Raw genomic sequence first — 16441 nt, 5'->3', positions numbered from 1 at the left:
TTCGGAATTATTTCGCCCCCGTGCGCGCTATGCGGAGGCGATGTCGTCTCGCAGCCGGACGCCGTCCGGGCCATGGTGTCCGGCCGGCGCGGCTGCCGGAATGGAGAAAGTGATGCTGGATCCCCAAGCCCTGGTCAGTACGAACCCGCAGTTGATTGATGCCGATGCACTGCGCGGACTGAACCTGATCGTGGGGTTCACCGGCGTTGCCGAGGCCGGCCACGTGGTCTCCCAGATCGGCAGCGAGCTGCTGGGGCAGCTCGACCACGTCCGGGTGGCACGGTTCGACACCGACCAGCTGGTGGACTACCGCGGCAACCGGCCGCGGATTTCCTTTGTCGGGGACCACTTCGGGGACTACCAGGCACCGGCGATCGAGCTGTACCGGGTCCGCGACGGCCTGGGCAGGCCCTTCCTGCTGTTGACCGGCGTCGAGCCCGACTACCAGTGGGAGCGCTTCTGCCGCGCGGTGCTGCGCCTGGTGGAGCGCCTGGATGTGCGCCTGGTGGCGTGGGTCCAGTCGCTGCCGCTGCCGGTCCCGCATACCCGCCCGATCGGGGTGACCGCGCACGGCAACCGGCCGGAGCTGATCGAGGGGATCACGTCCTGGAAGCCGACCGCTGACCTTCAGGCCGGCGTCGCGCCGCTGCTGGAGGTGCGGCTGGCCGAGGCCGGCCGCGACGTCGTTGGCTATTCGGTGCACGTGCCGCACTACCTGGCGGACTCGGTGTACCCGCAGGCGGCCGTGGCGGCCCTGGAGTATCTCGGGGCGGCAACGTCCCTGGTGCTGCCCACGGACAAGCTGCGTGAGGCCGGCCGGGACGTGGGGGTCCAGATCGCCGAGCAGGTCAGGGACTCGGCCGAAGTGGCCCGGATCGTGGACAGGCTGGAACAGCGCTACGACGAACACGCGCACACCACCTCCCGCCGCTCCCTGCTGACCAAGGAGAACGACGAGCTGCCGGACGCCGACGAAATCGGTGCGGCGGTGGAAGCTTTCCTGGCGGCCCGCCCCCAGGAGGCGGAAGGGCAGCCCGGGGCGGCGGACTAGTGCGGCGCTGTCCCGTCCGTTTCGTGTCCGCGTCCGGGCGCGTCGATAATGGCGGGGTGGATACGCGGCGTGCATGGTGGGTATGGGGAACCGGAGTCTTCGCCTATCTGGTGGCCATCACGCAGCGGACGTCCTTCGGGGTCGCGGGGCTGGCCGCCACCGAGCGGTTCGATGCCTCCGCGGCCGCCCTGTCCGCCTTCACCGTGATCCAGCTGATCGTCTATGCCGGGCTCCAGGTCCCCGTCGGCCTGCTCGTGGACAGGTTCGGTTCCCGCGTGATGATCGCCGGCGGGGCGGTACTGATGTGCCTGGGCCAGCTGCAGCTGGCTTTTGCCGCCACGGTGCCCGGGGGGCTGGCCGGACGCCTGCTCGTGGGTGCCGGCGACGCCATGACCTTTGTCTCGGTGATGCGCCTGCTGCCGGTCTGGTTCGGCCCGAAGCGTATTCCGGTGCTGACACAGCTGACCGGCATGCTGGGGATGCTGGGGCAGATCATCAGCGCCGTGCCGTTCGCGGCCCTGCTGCACCTGCGCGGCTGGACGGGTGCGTTCCTCGCCGCCGGGGCGCTGTCCGTGCTGGCCGCGGTGCTGGCCGCCGCGCTTATCCGCGATGTTCCCGCCGGCGCAGTGCGGCCCGTACCCCAGACACTGCGGCAGACCGGCCTGTCCCTGTCCGGGGCGTGGAAGCAGGCGGGCACGCGGCTGGGGCTCTGGTCGCACTTTACCGTGCAGTTCGCGGGCAACGTGTTCGTGCTGGCCTGGGGCTACCCCTTCCTGGCTTCGGCGCAGGGCCTGGGGCCGGGCACGGCGTCGGTGCTGATGACGCTCTTTGTCCTGGTGGCGCTGGTCTGCGGGCCGTTCGTGGGCACGTTCGTCTCCCGCCATCCGATGCGCCGCTCCAGCCTGGTGCTGCTGATCACCGCCGCCACAGCGGCGGTGTGGCTGGCCGTCATCCTGTACCCGGGACGGGCGCCGCTGTGGCTGCTGGTGCTGCTGGTGGTGGTGCTCGCGGGGGGCGGACCGGGGTCGATGATCGCCTTCGATTTCGCCAGGACCTTCAACCCGGTCAGCCGGGTGGGTACGGCGACCGGGATCGTGAATGTGGGCGGATTCGTCGCGGCGCTGCTGGTGATGTTCGGCATCGGCCTCATCCTGGACGCGCTCCTGGCCGGAGGGTTCTCCGGCGGCCAGCTGTACGCGCTTGAATCGTTCAAGCTGGCCCTGAGCCTGCAGTTCGTGTTCCTGGCCGGCGGCGCGGTGGCGCTGCTGGCCACGAGGCGGCGGGTCCGCGCCCAGTTGGCCGAGCAGGGCGTGATCATCCAGCCGCTGTGGAAGGTCCTGGTGAGCCGGACCCGCACCGTGCGCCCGGACGCGCGGACCGGACGCAACAGCCGCCCTGGCGCACCCCAGGATGCAGGGGAGCCCGGCGCCCGCGGCTGACCGGTCCTCCACAGGCAGCCGCCGAAGGCCCGGCTGCCCACACCCGGGCCTTCGGTCCTTATCCAGTCCCGGTCCGGCGGCCAGACTCGGGGCATGGATACCACACCCGCCCCGGCGCCGCTGCCGGACCCCTTCAAGGCACAGCAGGCCCGGGACATCCTCGGCTACGTGCCCCATGCCCTGGGCTTTGTCCCGGCCGAAAGTGCCGTGCTGCTGTCCCTGGCCGGCCGCCGCCTGGGGGCGACCCTGCGGCTGGACCTGCCGCAGCGCCGCGACCCGGAGACCCTCAACCGCTTTGTCGCTCTTGCTGCCGGCTACCTGCGCCGGCACCGGGCGGCCGACGGCTCGCTGCTGGTCATCTATACGGGAGCGGGCTGGGAGGGTGCCGGGCCGGTGGCCGGGGACCTGGCCACCCCGCTGTGTGCGGCGCTGGCCCGTGCGGGGCTGCCGGCGAGGGACGGCTGGGTTGTCGGCCCGCACTACTGGCGCGGGCTGTACTGCGCCGATCGGGACTGCTGTCCTTTCCCGGGGCACAGCATCGACAGCATCGCCGACAGCGCCTTGAATGCCGAGATGATCTACCGGGGGAGCCGGGTGGCCGCGAGCCCGGAAGCTGCCCTCTGCCTGCCGGAGGCCGTGCCAGGCTGGACCCCGGAGCGGCTGCGGGCGGCAGCACGCGGATATGCCGGCAGCTTCGCGGGCCGGTGGACCGAGGCCGGCACCTTCCGGCGGACCCTGGACTGCTGGGAGCGGGCCGCCACCGGCGCCGGCCTGCCGGACCAGGACATGGCGGCGTTCCTGCTGGCCAGCCTGGAATGCACCGCGGTGCGCGATGCGCTGGTGGTCCAGATCTGCCTGGGCCTTGATGCTGCCTGCGGAGGCGCGCACAGCTGCGGCCTGCTCACCGGGACTACGCCCGGCACTGACTTCCCGGCCGGCGCCCGGACAGCGCTGCCGGAATGGTCGCCGGGCCGGTCCCCGCAGGAGTACGGCAGCGACTTTGCCCGGATCCTGACCGGAAGCACCGCCGCACCGCCGGACTGGGGCCGGGTGGAGGCGGCCGCCCAGCTGCTCGGCTGCCTCTATGCCGCCGCCGGGACGGTATCCAGGGCCGCCTGCGGAACCATCCTGACCTGGCTGGAATGGGCCCGTGCCCGCGGTTCTCGGGCGCAGTCGATGGTCGACGCGGTCCTGGCCGAATGTCCGGATTACCGGCTGGCGGTTTTGGTGGACGGATTGCTGGCCACCGGAATGCTGCCCGAGTGGTCCTTCGATCCGGACACTGCCTGGCCGGGGGCGGCACCGCGGGTGGCCTGAGTCCTGCGCACGGGCCGACCGGGAACGGGGTGCTACCGGGGCGCAACGGTTCCATTCACGCGGGATGGGAAATCATGAGACAATGGGAACCGAGACCCGGTCGGGTTCGTGTTTCAGGCGGTATTCCCAAGATTCTTCACGGAGACGGGAATACCTGTACCGCGGGACAGGTTCTGTTGTGCAGACCCTGCGTCCGCGGATCGATCTTGAATCAAAACACGGACTTGACAGGGTCATAGTGGTGTTACCCGCAGGTAGCTCCGCAGAACGCCGTATGAAAGGTTCTCTGTGTCACCCGACAAGAAGACTGCAGCAGCTCCTGCCGAGGAGACTGCGACCTCTGCGACTACGTCGTCGACCAAGACCGCGGGCGCAAAGCCGGCCGCCGCCCGTTCAGGAACCAAGGCCCGGACCCGGCAGGCTGCAGGCCCGGACGATGCCCCCAAGCGCCGCGGCCGCAAGCCCGGCGCCGCAGCTGCCAAGAAGGGCCAGGACACGGCTGCCGCCCCCGCCGAAGCGGAAGAGGAGGTTGGGGAGCTCGACGACGAAAACCTGGACATCGAGCCGGACCTGAGCGACGTCGAGGAAGTCGATGTGGCCGAGGACGCCGAGGAAGTTCCGGAGAAGAAGGCCTCCGAAACCGGCACCGGCTTCGTGTACTCGGATGCCGACGACGACGACGCCCCGGCCCAGCAGGTCGTCTCCGCCGGCGCCACTGCCGACCCGGTCAAGGACTACCTGAAGCAGATTGGCAAGGTCGCGCTGCTCAATGCGGAGCAGGAGGTGGACCTGGCCCTGAAGATCGAGGCGGGCCTGTTCGCCGAGGAGAAGCTGGCCAAGGACGACGGCAGCATGGACATCCGCCTGCGCCGGGACCTGGAGCAGATCGTCCACGAGGGCAAGCGCGCCAAGAACCACCTGCTCGAGGCCAACCTGCGCCTGGTCGTCTCCCTGGCCAAGCGCTACACCGGCCGCGGCATGCTCTTCCTGGACCTGATCCAGGAGGGCAACCTGGGCCTGATCCGCGCGGTCGAGAAGTTCGACTACACCAAGGGCTTCAAGTTCTCCACCTACGCCACCTGGTGGATCCGCCAGGCCATTACCCGTGCCATGGCGGACCAGGCCCGCACCATCCGCATCCCGGTGCACATGGTCGAGGTCATCAACAAGCTCGCCCGCGTCCAGCGCCAGATGCTCCAGGACCTGGGCCGGGAGCCCACTCCGGAAGAGCTGGCCCTTGAACTGGACATGACCCCGGAAAAGGTGGTCGAGGTCCAGAAGTACGGCCGCGAGCCCATCTCGCTGCACACCCCGCTGGGCGAGGACGGCGACTCCGAGTTCGGCGACCTGATCGAAGATTCCGAGGCCGTCGTGCCTGCCGACGCGGTCAGCTTCACGCTGCTGCAGGAGCAGCTGCACTCCGTGCTGGACACCCTCTCCGAACGCGAAGCCGGCGTGGTCGCCATGCGCTTCGGGCTCACCGACGGCCAGCCGAAGACTTTAGACGAAATTGGCAAGGTCTACGGCGTGACCCGCGAACGCATCCGCCAGATCGAATCCAAGACCATGTCCAAGCTGCGCCACCCCTCGCGGTCGCAGGTGTTGCGCGACTACCTGGACTAGAAGCCGGCAAGGCATCCCGGGGCAGCCCCGGGATGCCGCCGCAGGGGCGGTGCCCCTCCCGCTGAGGGAGGGGCACCGCCCTTTCGCATTGCCGCCCGGGCGGGCCGGCAGGGCCGGACTGGGGGCAGGCCGCCAACAAGCCGCTAAACCCGTTAAGCACGGAAGGAGGGGACCGGCCAGGTCCCCTCCTTCCACAGGCGTGTGGTGCTGCCGCGCAGCGCCGTCAGTCGGCCGCTGCCGCCGACTTCTCCTGCAGCCGGCCGGTCTCGTCCTGCCATTCGGCGGCAATCGGGCGCAGCTGCGGCTCGTGCTGGCGGGCGTGGTGGCCGCAGAACAGCAGCTCACCGCCGGAGGAACCCAGCACGACGCGGACGTAGGCCTGGGCTCCGCACCGGTCGCAACGATCCATTGCGGTCAGTTCGCGGGTGGCTACTGCTGTTGTCATGACGGCCTCCTTCATAAGCGTTATGCCTATATAACCACCCGGCCGCCGGATTCCTTCATGTTCCTGGCCCACTTTCGCTCAGCGCGTAGAGCTTGCCCTCCGGGGCGGCCGCAGCCGACGCGCGGGACGGGGTGTGCAGCAGGGCGGCCCAAGGGGGACTAGCCTAGTAATGGCCTGTTTTCCGAAGCATACGGCCGTCAGGGACTTGCCAGTGCGGTCCCCACACCCCGTACAAGGAGTAGCTTTACCTGTGACGCCCCCGAGTTCCGACTACACCGCCCGGCATCTGTCCGTCCTGGAAGGCCTCGAGGCCGTGCGCAAGCGGCCCGGCATGTACATCGGGTCCACCGACTCGCGCGGCCTGATGCACTGTCTGTGGGAGATCATCGACAATTCGGTGGACGAGGCCCTGGCCGGGTTTGGGCAGAACATCAAGGTCATCCTGCATCCGGACGGCTCGGTGGAGGTCCACGACGACGGCCGCGGCATCCCCGTCGACGTCGAACCGAAGACCGGCCTGAGCGGCGTCGAGGTCGTCTTCACCAAGCTGCATGCCGGCGGCAAGTTCGGCGGCGGGTCCTACACCGCCTCGGGCGGCCTGCACGGGGTGGGCGCCAGCGTCGTCAACGCGCTGTCGGCCCGGCTCGACGTGCAGGTGGACCGGGGCGGGAAGACCTACCAGATGTCCTTCCGCCGCGGCGAGCCCGGCAGCTTCGCGGACACCGGCAGGACTCCGGACCCCGCGGCCAAGTTCGAGCCGTTCGTCGACAGTTCCCGGCTCGCCGTCGTCGGCAGCACCAAGCGCGGGGTGACCGGCACCCGGATCCGCTACTGGGCGGACCGGCAGATCTTCACCCCCGACGCCAGGTTCTCCTACGAGGAGCTGCAGGCGCGGGCCCGGCAGACGTCCTTCCTGGTGCCGGGGCTGCGCCTGACGCTGCGGGACGAGCGCCGGCTGCCCGGCACCCCGGGGGAGGACGGGCCGGTGGAGGAGGTGTTCCACCATGACGGCGGCATTTCCGAGTTCGTCGACTTCCTGGCCGCGGACAGTGCCGTCACCGATGTCTGGCGGATCCACGGGGCCGGCAAGTTCAAGGAAACCGTGCCCGTGCTGGACGAGAAGGGGCACAGCCGGATTGCCGAGGTGGAGCGCGACTGCGAGGTGGACGTGGCCCTGCGCTGGGGCATCGGCTACGACACGACGGTGCGCAGTTTCGTCAATATCATCGCCACACCCAAGGGCGGCACGCACCAGAGCGGCTTCGAGCAGGCCCTGCTGAAGACCTTCCGCAAGGTCATCGAGGCCAACGCGCGCAAGCTGAAGGCCGGCAACGACAAGATCGAGAAGGACGACGTGTTCGCGGGACTGACCGCGGTGCTCACGGTCCGGCTGGCCGAGCCGCAGTTCGAGGGCCAGACCAAGGAGATCCTCGGCACGTCCGCCGTGCGCGCGATTGTCTCGCGCGTGGTGGAGAAGGAGATCACCGCGAAGCTGAACTCGACCGCGCGCGCGGACAAGGCGCAGTCGGCGCTGCTGCTGGAGAAGGTCGTCAACGAGATGAAGTCGCGCATCTCCGCGCGCGTGCACAAGGAGACGCAGCGGCGCAAGAACGCGCTGGAGACTTCGACCATGCCGGCCAAGCTGCTGGACTGCCGCACCGACGACGTGGAGCGTTCCGAGCTGTTCATCGTCGAGGGCGACAGCGCGCTGGGCACGGCCCGGCTGGCCCGGTCCTCCGAGCAGCAGGCCCTGCTGCCGATCCGGGGCAAGATCCTCAATGTCCAGAAGGCCTCGGTCGGGGACATGCTCTCGAATGCCGAATGCGCGGCGCTGATCCAGGTGGTCGGCGCCGGCTCCGGGCGCAGCTTCCAGCTGGAGGCGGCCCGCTACGGCAAGGTGATCCTGATGACGGATGCGGACGTGGACGGGGCGCACATCCGCACGCTGCTGCTGACCCTGTTCTTCCGCTACATGCGGCCGCTGGTCGAGGCCGGCCGGGTATACGCGGCCGTGCCGCCGCTGCACCGCGTGGAAGTGGTCAACGCCGGATCCAAGCCCAACGAGATGGTGTACACCTACTCGGAGGGCCAACTGGTACAGCTGCTGGCCACGCTGGAGAAGGACGGGCGCAAGTACAAGGAGCCGATCCAGCGCTACAAGGGCCTGGGCGAAATGGATGCGGACCAGCTGGCCGAGACCACCATGGATCCCCGCCACCGCACGCTGCGCCGGGTCCGGATCGAGGACGCGGAGGCCGCCGAGCGTGCCTTCGACCTGCTGATGGGCTCGGATGTGGCCCCGCGCAAGGAGTTCATCATCGCCGGGGCTACCATGCTGGACCGCGAGCGGATCGACGCCTAGGATCGCGGTCCGGCCGGGACGTGGGGCGCCCGCGGCGGCGGGCAGGAGTTGACACGGGAGTGTGATCCGTGACATCTTTTTGCACGTGAACCTGTCAGACAGCTGGACAGCAGGACAGCCGATTGCACGAGTGAGTGCCGCCGAGGCCGTATTCAGTTCCCTGCGCCAGGCCATCGAGGATGGCCGGCTCGCCGTGGGGACGCGGCTGAGTTCGGAGGCGGCCCTGGCCCAGCAGTTCGGAGTCAGCAGGTCGGTGGTCCGCGAGGCGCTGCGCTCCTGCGCGTCGCTGGGCCTGACCGAAACCCGGACGGGCAAGGGCACTTTCGTGATTGCCGACCGGGTGGGCGGCGACCTGACGCTGGGCCAGTATTCGGCGCGGGAGCTGACCGAGGCCCGGCCGCACATCGAGGTACCTGCCGCGGGCCTGGCGGCCCGGCGCCGCAGCGAGGACGACCTGCAGCACCTGCGCGACATCGTGGACTCGATGAGCCGCGAGGACGACCCGGAGGCCTGGGTGGCCCTGGACGCCGCCTTCCACGCGGCAATTGCCCGGTTCAGCGGCAACCGGGTCTTCGAGAAGGTCGTGGCGGATATCCGCGACGCGATGGCGAACCAGTCGGAGACCCTGAACATGGTGGCCGGACGGCAGCAGGATTCGGATGCCGAGCACCGGGAAATCCTCGCCGCCATCGAGACGGGATCTGCGGCCCAGGCCTCCGAAGCCATGCGCCGGCATCTTGAAGCGGTGGACGCCGCCCTTGGCCTGATCCTGGGCAGCTGACCGGCCCCTTCCCCGCAAGCCTTCCCGGGCCGGCCGAAGCCGGGCACCGGGTACCCAACACGAACCAAAGGACATTATCTCTATGCTGCCCCAGCCCCTTGCGACCGATCCTGCCATCGTGCGGCCTGCCCACGTTCCGGTGGCGGAACAGATCCGCGACGGACTGGTGGAGAGCGTCCACTACGGCTCGGTAATCGCCCTGGCGGCCGACGGCGGCACGATCTTCTCCGCCGGAGATCCGCTGGCGCTGTTCTATCCGCGGTCCTCGCTCAAGCCGCTGCAGGCCGTCGCCATGGTGCGCGCGGGGCTCCGGCTGCCGGCGCCGCTGCTGGCGCTGTCCGCTGCGAGCCACTCCGGTGCCGGCATGCACCAGGACGGGGCCCGGCGGATCCTGGACCTGCACGGACTGGACGAGCAGGCCCTGGAAAACGCACCGGACCTGCCCTACGGCCGCGCCGAGAGCAGCGAGTGGCTGCGCGGCGGCGGAGCGGCCAGCCGGCTCGCGCAGAACTGCTCGGGCAAGCACGCGGCCATGGCCGCGACCTGCGTGCTCAACGGCTGGCCCGTGCGCGGCTACCTGGAGCCGCAGCACCCACTGCAGCAGGCGATTGCCGGCGTCGTCAGCGAGCTCACCGGCGAGGAGCCCGCCCTGGTCAGCACCGACGGGTGCGGAACCCCCTTGTTCGCGCTGACGCTGCGCGGCATGGCCCGGGCCTTCGGGCTGATCGCTTCCGCCGCCCCGGGAACTGCCGAGGCAACGGTGGCGGCGGCGATGCGGGCGCATCCGGAGCAGGTGGCCGGCGATGGCCGGGACGTCACCGAGCTCATGCGCCGGCTGCCGGGCCTGCTCGCCAAGGACGGCTTCGAGGGCCTCCAGCTGGCCGGGCTGCCGGACGGGCGCGCCCTGGCCATCAAGATCGCCGACGGGTCCGACCGTGCCCGGCTGCCGGTTACCCTCCATGCCCTGCAGGCCATGGGGCTGGACGACGGCGCGCTCGGCGTGCTGGGACCGGAGCCGGTCCTCGGCGGCGGCCGGCCGGTCGGCCGCCTGCGCGCCGTGGACTTTACCCGCTGACCACTTCCCTGCGACCCCTTCCTGCGACAACGACGTCACCCACCGAAGTAAAGGACATCATGACTGCTGCCTCTTTCCGCTCCGACCACGACCTGCTGGGGGAGCGCGACATCCCTGCCGACGCCTACTGGGGCGTGCACACCCTGCGGGCGGTGGAGAATTTCCCGATCACCGGCCAGCCCCTGTCCACCAACGCGCAGCTGGTCCGCGGCCTGGCCGCGGTCAAGCTGGCCGCGGCCCGCGCGAACCAGGAACTCGGACTGCTGGATGCGGTCCGGGCGGACGCCATTGCCCAAGCATGCCGGGAGATCCTCGACGGCAAGCTGCACGGGCAGTTCATCGTCGACGTCATCCAGGGCGGTGCCGGCACCTCGTCGAACATGAACGCGAACGAGGTCATCGCCAACCGGGCGCTGGAGATCCTGGGCTACGGCAAGGGCGACTACTCCCGGCTGCACCCCAACGACCATGTCAATCTGAGCCAGTCCACCAACGACGTCTACCCGACGGCCGTGCGCGTGGCCACGATCCTGGGCGTGCGCGGGCTGCTCGACGCGCTCGAAACCCTGGAGGCGGCCTTCGCCGCCAAGGCGGCCGAGTTCCGCACCGTGGTCAAGATGGGCCGGACCCAGCTCCAGGACGCGGTGCCGATGACCCTGGGACAGGAATTCGGCACGTACGCGGTCACCATCGGCGAGGACCGGCAGCGCCTCGCCGAGGCCGGGCTGCTGATCCATGAGATCAACCTGGGCGCCACCGCCATCGGCACGGGCCTGAACGCCCCGGCCGGCTACAGCGCCGCGGCCTGCCGGCACCTGGCGGCGATCACCGGCCTGCCGCTGGTGACCTCGCCCGATTTGATCGAGGCCACCCAGGACGTCGGCGCGTTCGTGCACCTGTCGGGGGTGCTCAAGCGGGTGGCACTGAAACTGTCCAAGATCTGCAACGACCTGCGCCTGCTCTCCTCCGGCCCGCGCGCCGGGCTGGGCGAGATCAACCTGCCGGCAGTGCAGTCCGGTTCCTCGATCATGCCGGGCAAGATCAACCCGGTCATCCCCGAAGTCGTCAGCCAGGTCGCCTACGAAGTCGTCGGCAACGACGTCACCATCAGCATGGCCGCCGAATCCGGGCAGCTGCAGCTGAACGCCTTCGAACCGATCATCGTCCACAGCCTGGACAAGAGCATCTCGCACCTGGAGAACGCCTGCCGCACCCTGACCGAACGGTGCGTGCGCGGCATCACCGCCAACACCGAGCGGCTGCGGCTCTCGGTCGAGCAGTCCATCGGCCTGGTCACCGCCCTGAACCCGCACCTGGGCTACGCCGCCGCCACCGCCATCGCCCAGGAAGCCCTGGCCACCGGCCGCGGCGTGGCCGACCTGGTCCTCGAACACCGGCTGCTCTCCGCCGACCGGCTCGAAGAACTGCTCCAGCCCCAGCGCCTGGCCAACCTCAGCAACTAAGACCCCCGTTCACAGCATCTTCCCCTCCACCCCGCAAGGATTGTCATGACTTCCTCCCCCCAGGGAGTGCGCCGCGCTGCGCCCTCCGACGACGGCCACATCTCCGAAGCCGCCCTGCACGCCGAGGACCAGGGCTACCACAAAGGCCTCAAACCCCGGCAGATCCAGATGATCGCCATCGGCGGTGCGATCGGCACCGGCCTGTTCATGGGAGCCGGCGGCCGGCTGGCCAACGCCGGCCCGGCCCTGGTGCTCACCTACGCGGTCTGCGGCCTGTTCGCCTTTTTGATCCTGCGGGCCCTGGGCGAACTGATCATGCACCGGCCCTCCTCCGGCTCCTTTGTGTCCTACGCCCGGGAGTTTTTCGGCGAGAAGGCAGCCTTCGCCACGGGCTGGCTGTACTGGCTGAACTGGGTGATGACCGCCATCGTCGACGTCACGGCAGTGGCCCTGTACATGAACTTCTTCGCCAAATACTGGGAACCCATCGGCGACGTCCCGCAGTGGGTCTTCGCCCTGGCCGCGCTGCTGCTGGTCCTCGGCCTGAACCTGGTCTCGGTGAAGGTCTTCGGCGAACTTGAATTCTGGTTCGCGCTGATCAAGGTCGTTGCGTTGGTGGCCTTCCTGCTCGTGGGCGTCTACTTCGTCATCTTCGGCACGCCGGTTGACGGCCAGGAGGTCGGCTTCAGCCTGATCTCCGGCAACGGCGGGATCTTCCCCAACGGCCTGATGCCCGCCATCGTCGTCATCCAGGGCGTGGTCTTCGCCTACGCCTCGATCGAGCTGATCGGTACCGCCGCCGGCGAGACCCGGAACCCGGAGAAGGTCATCCCGCGCGCCATCAACACCGTGGTGCTGCGCATCGCAGTGTTCTACGTCGGTTCGCTGATCCTGCTCTCGCTGCTGCTGCCCTACACCGCCTACAAGGCCGGGGAAAGCCCGTTCGTGACCTTCTTCGGCACCATCGGGGTGGCCGGCGTTGATGCCATCATGAACCTGGTGGTCCTGACCGCGGCCATGTCCTCCCTGAACGCCGGCCTCTACTCGACCGGGCGGATCCTGCGCTCGATGGCGGTTGCCGGTTCCGCCCCGCGTTTTGCGCTGCGGATGAACAAGTCCGGCGTCCCCTACGGCGGCATCGCGCTGACCTCGGTGATCGCCCTGTTCGGTGTCGTGCTCAACGCCGTGGTGCCCGCCCAGGCCTTCGAGATCGTGCTCAACGCCGCCGCCATCGGCATCATCAGTGCGTGGGGCATGATCATCCTGTGCCAGCTGAAGCTGGCGCACTGGGCCAAGCAGGGCCTGGCCGCCCGCCCGTCCTTCCGGATGCCCGGTGCCCCCGTCACCGGCTACGTCACCCTGGCCTTCCTGCTGGCGGTGCTGGTCCTGATGGCGTTCGATTCCCCGGTGGGCACGTGGACCGTGGCCTCGCTGGCCATTATCGTCCCGCTGCTCATCCTCAGCTGGTACCGCTGCCGCGACCGGATCCGGGCCATCGCCGCCGCCCGGGAGGAAGAAGAGGAGGCCCGCCGGCCGGTGGCTGCGCAGGGCGCACCGCACAGCCGCTGACAGCTGACCTCCGGCCGGTGAAGCCCGGCGGCGGGACCCTTCCGGGGTGCCGCCGCCGGGCTTTTCGCGCGCTGGGGGCGGGACGTCCGTGCTCAGTACGTCTAGCCGGCGAGGCCGGGGGCGATGAGCAGGACGGTGGGTACCGACAGCAGCAGTGCCGCGCCGAGCACGACCAGGGACTGCCCGCCGGCGGCCAGCGCCGGCTGCGGAGTGAGCAGGCGGCGCAGTCGGTGGGCGGTGCTGGCTGCTTCCGCTTCGGCCGCGCCGGGCAGCCCTGCCGCAGGGCCGGCCGGCGGCAGGGCTGCCGCACCGGCATCCCGCCCGCCGGAGGCAACGACGGCGATGGCCCGGATCAGGGTTTCGCGCCGTGCGCTGCCCAGGGCGGCGTCGTCGGCCAGCATCTCGGTCAGTTCGCTCACTGCCCGCTGGGCCAGCTGCGAGGTCGGCAGCCAGGGCAGCGCGGTGCGCCAGGCGGCGAAAGCCAGCAGCAGCAGGTCATGGCGCTGGGCCAGGTGCGCCCGCTCATGCGTGAGCACCGCGTCAAGTTCCTCGGGGGAGAGCAGCTCGAGCAGTCCTTCGGAGAGCACGGTCACCGGCCCTTCGCCGCCGGGCAGGCAGTAGGCCACCGGGGCCGGGTGGCTGATGACCAGCGTGGCGGGCGAATGGGCCGAGGGGGAGCTGAGCAGGTTCAGCAGGTCGCGGTGGCGGTTGCGCTGCCGGCGGATGCGCAGGTAGGTCAGCAGCAGGGTGAACACCAGATGGACGGTCAGCAGCAGCGCCGCGCTGAGGGCGAAGACATGGACCGGGTCCAGACCATGGTCGGTGGCCGGGCCGGCCGGGCGGCCGACCAGCAGGCCGGCCAGGCCCCGCAGGCCCGCCAGCAGGTTCTCGCCCAGCGGCTCCAGCCCCCAGGTCAGCATGGCCCCGATCATCGACAGGCCGCCGGCAAGCGCGATCGCCTGCCAGAGGATGAGCGCGGCCATCGGGGCGCGGGCGGTCCAGCGGGCCTTCGAGAGCAGGACCGGGACCGGCCAGGCCAGGAGGACCGCCAGGGCGGCCAGCAGGTAGGAGGCCCAGAACATCCTCAGGCTAGCCGGCGGCGAGGATCTTGCGCAGCGTTTCGGCTTCCTGCTCGCTCACCGTGCCGATGAAGCGGGCCAGCACGGCCTCGCGGTCGGGCGCGGACCCCAGGACCTCGTGCATCAGTTCGACGGTGTGCTCCTCGCGGCTGGTCACGGCCCGGTAACGGTGCGGGCGGATGTCCCGCTCGCGCTGGACCAGCCCCTTCTTCTCCAGGCGGGAGAGCACGGTGAGCACGGTGGTGACGGCCAGTTCCTTGCCGTCGGCGGAGCTGCTGCGGGCCAGCCGGTCGCGCAGCGTGTTCGCCGTCAGGGCGGCATCCTCCGCGCCGGCGGAGTCAATCTGGTTCCACAGCAGGTCCATGACTGCGCGCTCCAGTTCGCCGAGAGTGGCCATGTGTTTCCTCCGTTTACCCCAGGTGCTGTACTGCGTGGCTCTGTCCGACCGCACAGTCCGGGCCGGCCCGGTTTGTGCGCTCACTATCCAATTTACGGCCTTCCGGAAAATTGTTCTACAGTACGTAGAAAGAGACATTTCTACCGAGTGTAGAAGTTGGCGCCACCCCGCCCGGATGGCCCGTCTGGAGGACAGTTCCATGGAAGCTCTCGAGATTGCCCGCTGGCAGTTCGGCATCACCACCGTCTACCACTTCCTGATGGTCCCGCTGACCATCGGCCTGGGACTGGTGGTGGCGTCGCTGCAGACTGCCTGGTTCGTGACCGGCGGGGAACAGTACCTGCGGATGACCAAGTTCTGGGGCAAGCTGTTCCTGATCAACTTCATCATGGGCGTGGCCACCGGCCTGGTCCAGGAATTCCAGTTCGGCCTGGCCTGGAGCGAGTACAGCCGCTTCGTCGGGGACGTGTTCGGTGCCCCGCTGGCGATGGAATCCCTGCTGGCCTTCTTCACCGAGTCCATCTTCCTGGGCCTGTGGATCTTCGGATGGCAGCGCCTGCCCCGGGCCGTGCACCTGTTGAGCATCTGGGCCGCGACCCTGGCCTCGATCGGCTCGGCCTACTTCATCCTGGCGGCCAACTCCTGGATGCAGCACCCCGTGGGGGTGGAAATGGTCGACGGCCGGCCGGTGCTGGTGGACATCTGGGCCGTGCTGACCAACAACACGCTGCTGGTGGCCTTCCCGCACACCGTCCTCGGTGCCTTCTCCGTCGCCGGCGGCTTCCTGCTCGGCATCGCCTGGTACCACCTGTGGAAGCGCCGCCGGGACGGCATCGACACGGTGGACGCCGGCGGCCGGGTGGTGGTGGGCTCGCAGCCGGCCACCGGCCGGGACGCCGCCGACCACAAAGTCTGGCTGCAGTCGCTGCGGATTGGCGCCGTCGTCGCCCTGGTCTCCTTCGCCGGGGTGTCGCTGACCGGAGACGTGCAGGCGAAGCTGATGTTCCAGCAGCAGCCGATGAAGATGGCCGCCGCCGAGGCTGCCTGCCACGACGGCACCGGGTTCTCCGTGCTCTCCGTCGGTGACCTGGGCTCGCAGGACTGTGACGAAATCGTGGCGGTGATCGAGGTGCCCGGCCTGCTCTCCTTCCTAGCCAACGGCGACTTCACCACCGAGGTCAAGGGGGTCAATACGCTGATCCCCGAATATCAGGAGCGGTACGGGACCACCGTGCCGGAGAACCCGGCCTACGGCGAGCGCGCCGGGCAGCCGGTCGATTACGTGCCGGTCATGGAGGTGACGTACTGGGGCTTCCGGATCATGATCACCTTCGGCATGCTTGCTGCCGCGGCCGCGCTGGTGGCGCTCTGGCTGGTCCGCAAGGGCACGGTGCCGGCGTCCCGGTGGCTGATGCGCCTGGCGGTGCTGGGCATCCTGGCTCCCTTCGGTGCGAATTCCGCCGGCTGGATCTTCACCGAGATGGGCCGCCAGCCGTTCGTGGTGGCGCCGAATCCTGATCCGAACGGCATCGACGACGTGTTCATGTTCACCGCCGCGGCGGTCTCGCCGGGGGTTTCACTGCCCGAGCTGGTCTTCTCGCTCAGTGCCTTCACCCTGGTCTACCTGGCACTGCTGGTGGTGGAGGTGAAGCTGCTGGCCGCCTACTGCCGGGGCGGGGTGCCGGCGGCCATGCCGGAGCTGCTGCCCGGGCACGGCGGCAGCAGCCAGGACCGCCACGATGACGGCGACGGCGGCAGCGGCCCCGGCACCGGCGGCAAGGACGGCGGCGATGTGCTCGCCTTCGCCTACTGAACCCGGCCCGGCCCGGCTGACCGCACC

The 16441-nt window shown here is 69.6% G+C and carries 13 protein-coding genes; 10 read left to right on the top strand and 3 right to left on the bottom strand.

What is annotated here, in order from left to right:
• Positions 1 to 112 precede the first annotated feature (112 nt).
• The 4 genes from HGG74_RS10205 (at position 113) to HGG74_RS10190 (ending at position 5430) form a co-directional block, all read left to right on the top strand.
• Entirely contained in the window at positions 113 to 1051 is a 939-nt protein-coding gene (locus HGG74_RS10205; RefSeq protein ID WP_168486251.1) for a proteasome assembly chaperone family protein, read from the top strand.
• 56 nt (positions 1052 to 1107) lie between these two features.
• Positions 1108 to 2490, top strand: a complete 1383-nt coding sequence (locus HGG74_RS10200) for an MFS transporter (RefSeq protein WP_168486250.1) — start codon at positions 1108 to 1110, stop codon at positions 2488 to 2490.
• A 93-nt stretch (positions 2491 to 2583) separates the two neighbouring features.
• Entirely contained in the window at positions 2584 to 3807 is a 1224-nt protein-coding gene (locus tag HGG74_RS10195; RefSeq protein ID WP_168486249.1) for a DUF4192 domain-containing protein, read from the top strand.
• A gap of 288 nt (positions 3808 to 4095) precedes the next feature.
• A complete protein-coding gene (locus HGG74_RS10190) occupies positions 4096 to 5430 on the top strand; it encodes an RNA polymerase sigma factor (RefSeq protein ID WP_168486248.1) in 1335 nt (444 codons plus the stop codon).
• Positions 5431 to 5653: 223 nt separating this feature from the next.
• Here HGG74_RS10190 and HGG74_RS10185 read toward each other — a convergent pair whose 3' ends face one another.
• The gene (locus HGG74_RS10185) at positions 5654 to 5875 is read right to left on the bottom strand and encodes a DUF7455 domain-containing protein (RefSeq protein ID WP_168486247.1); all 222 of its coding nucleotides are present in this window, start codon (positions 5873 to 5875) and stop codon (positions 5654 to 5656) included.
• 250 nt (positions 5876 to 6125) lie between these two features.
• Here HGG74_RS10185 and HGG74_RS10180 point away from each other — a divergent pair, with 250 nt between their 5' ends.
• From HGG74_RS10180 to HGG74_RS10160, 5 genes are all read left to right on the top strand, one after another.
• The gene (locus tag HGG74_RS10180; RefSeq protein ID WP_168486246.1) at positions 6126 to 8237 is read left to right on the top strand and encodes a DNA gyrase/topoisomerase IV subunit B; all 2112 of its coding nucleotides are present in this window, start codon (positions 6126 to 6128) and stop codon (positions 8235 to 8237) included.
• An 85-nt stretch (positions 8238 to 8322) separates the two neighbouring features.
• Positions 8323 to 9018, top strand: a complete 696-nt coding sequence (locus HGG74_RS10175) for a FadR/GntR family transcriptional regulator (RefSeq protein ID WP_168486245.1) — start codon at positions 8323 to 8325, stop codon at positions 9016 to 9018.
• Between the two features lie 82 nt (positions 9019 to 9100).
• On the top strand, positions 9101 to 10093 hold the full coding sequence (locus HGG74_RS10170; RefSeq protein ID WP_168486244.1) for an asparaginase: 993 nt from the start codon (positions 9101 to 9103) through the stop codon (positions 10091 to 10093).
• 59 nt (positions 10094 to 10152) lie between these two features.
• On the top strand, positions 10153 to 11556 hold the full coding sequence (locus HGG74_RS10165) for an aspartate ammonia-lyase (protein ID WP_168486243.1): 1404 nt from the start codon (positions 10153 to 10155) through the stop codon (positions 11554 to 11556).
• A 45-nt stretch (positions 11557 to 11601) separates the two neighbouring features.
• Positions 11602 to 13125, top strand: a complete 1524-nt coding sequence (locus tag HGG74_RS10160; RefSeq protein WP_168486242.1) for an amino acid permease — start codon at positions 11602 to 11604, stop codon at positions 13123 to 13125.
• Positions 13126 to 13226: 101 nt separating this feature from the next.
• Here the strand turns inward: HGG74_RS10160 and HGG74_RS10155 are convergent, their stop codons facing one another.
• Complete coding sequence (locus HGG74_RS10155; protein WP_168486241.1) at positions 13227 to 14207, bottom strand: M56 family metallopeptidase; 981 nt, start codon at positions 14205 to 14207, stop codon at positions 13227 to 13229.
• A gap of 7 nt (positions 14208 to 14214) precedes the next feature.
• Positions 14215 to 14601 (bottom strand): BlaI/MecI/CopY family transcriptional regulator, encoded by a 387-nt coding sequence (locus HGG74_RS10150; protein WP_168486240.1) that lies wholly within the window; start codon positions 14599 to 14601, stop codon positions 14215 to 14217.
• 199 nt (positions 14602 to 14800) lie between these two features.
• On the opposite strand from HGG74_RS10150, the gene HGG74_RS10145 reads away from it, so the two are divergent.
• Positions 14801 to 16414 (top strand): cytochrome ubiquinol oxidase subunit I, encoded by a 1614-nt coding sequence (locus tag HGG74_RS10145; protein WP_168486239.1) that lies wholly within the window; start codon positions 14801 to 14803, stop codon positions 16412 to 16414.
• Positions 16415 to 16441: the final 27 nt, after the last annotated feature.

The organism is Arthrobacter mobilis (assembly GCF_012395835.1).
GTDB classification, from domain to species: Bacteria; Actinomycetota; Actinomycetes; order Actinomycetales; family Micrococcaceae; genus Crystallibacter; species Crystallibacter mobilis.
This window is presented reverse-complemented; position numbering and strand designations above follow the sequence as displayed.

Coding starts and splice junctions, on each gene's coding strand:
- HGG74_RS10185 (WP_168486247.1), bottom strand. CDS start 5,875: ATGACAACAGCAGTAGCCACCCGCGAACTGACCGCAATGGATCGTTGC.
- HGG74_RS10170 (WP_168486244.1), top strand. CDS start 9,101: ATGCTGCCCCAGCCCCTTGCGACCGATCCTGCCATCGTGCGGCCTGCC.
- HGG74_RS10145 (WP_168486239.1), top strand. CDS start 14,801: ATGGAAGCTCTCGAGATTGCCCGCTGGCAGTTCGGCATCACCACCGTC.
- HGG74_RS10165 (WP_168486243.1), top strand. CDS start 10,153: ATGACTGCTGCCTCTTTCCGCTCCGACCACGACCTGCTGGGGGAGCGC.
- HGG74_RS10160 (WP_168486242.1), top strand. CDS start 11,602: ATGACTTCCTCCCCCCAGGGAGTGCGCCGCGCTGCGCCCTCCGACGAC.
- HGG74_RS10155 (WP_168486241.1), bottom strand. CDS start 14,207: ATGTTCTGGGCCTCCTACCTGCTGGCCGCCCTGGCGGTCCTCCTGGCC.
- HGG74_RS10205 (WP_168486251.1), top strand. CDS start 113: ATGCTGGATCCCCAAGCCCTGGTCAGTACGAACCCGCAGTTGATTGAT.
- HGG74_RS10195 (WP_168486249.1), top strand. CDS start 2,584: ATGGATACCACACCCGCCCCGGCGCCGCTGCCGGACCCCTTCAAGGCA.
- HGG74_RS10150 (WP_168486240.1), bottom strand. CDS start 14,601: ATGGCCACTCTCGGCGAACTGGAGCGCGCAGTCATGGACCTGCTGTGG.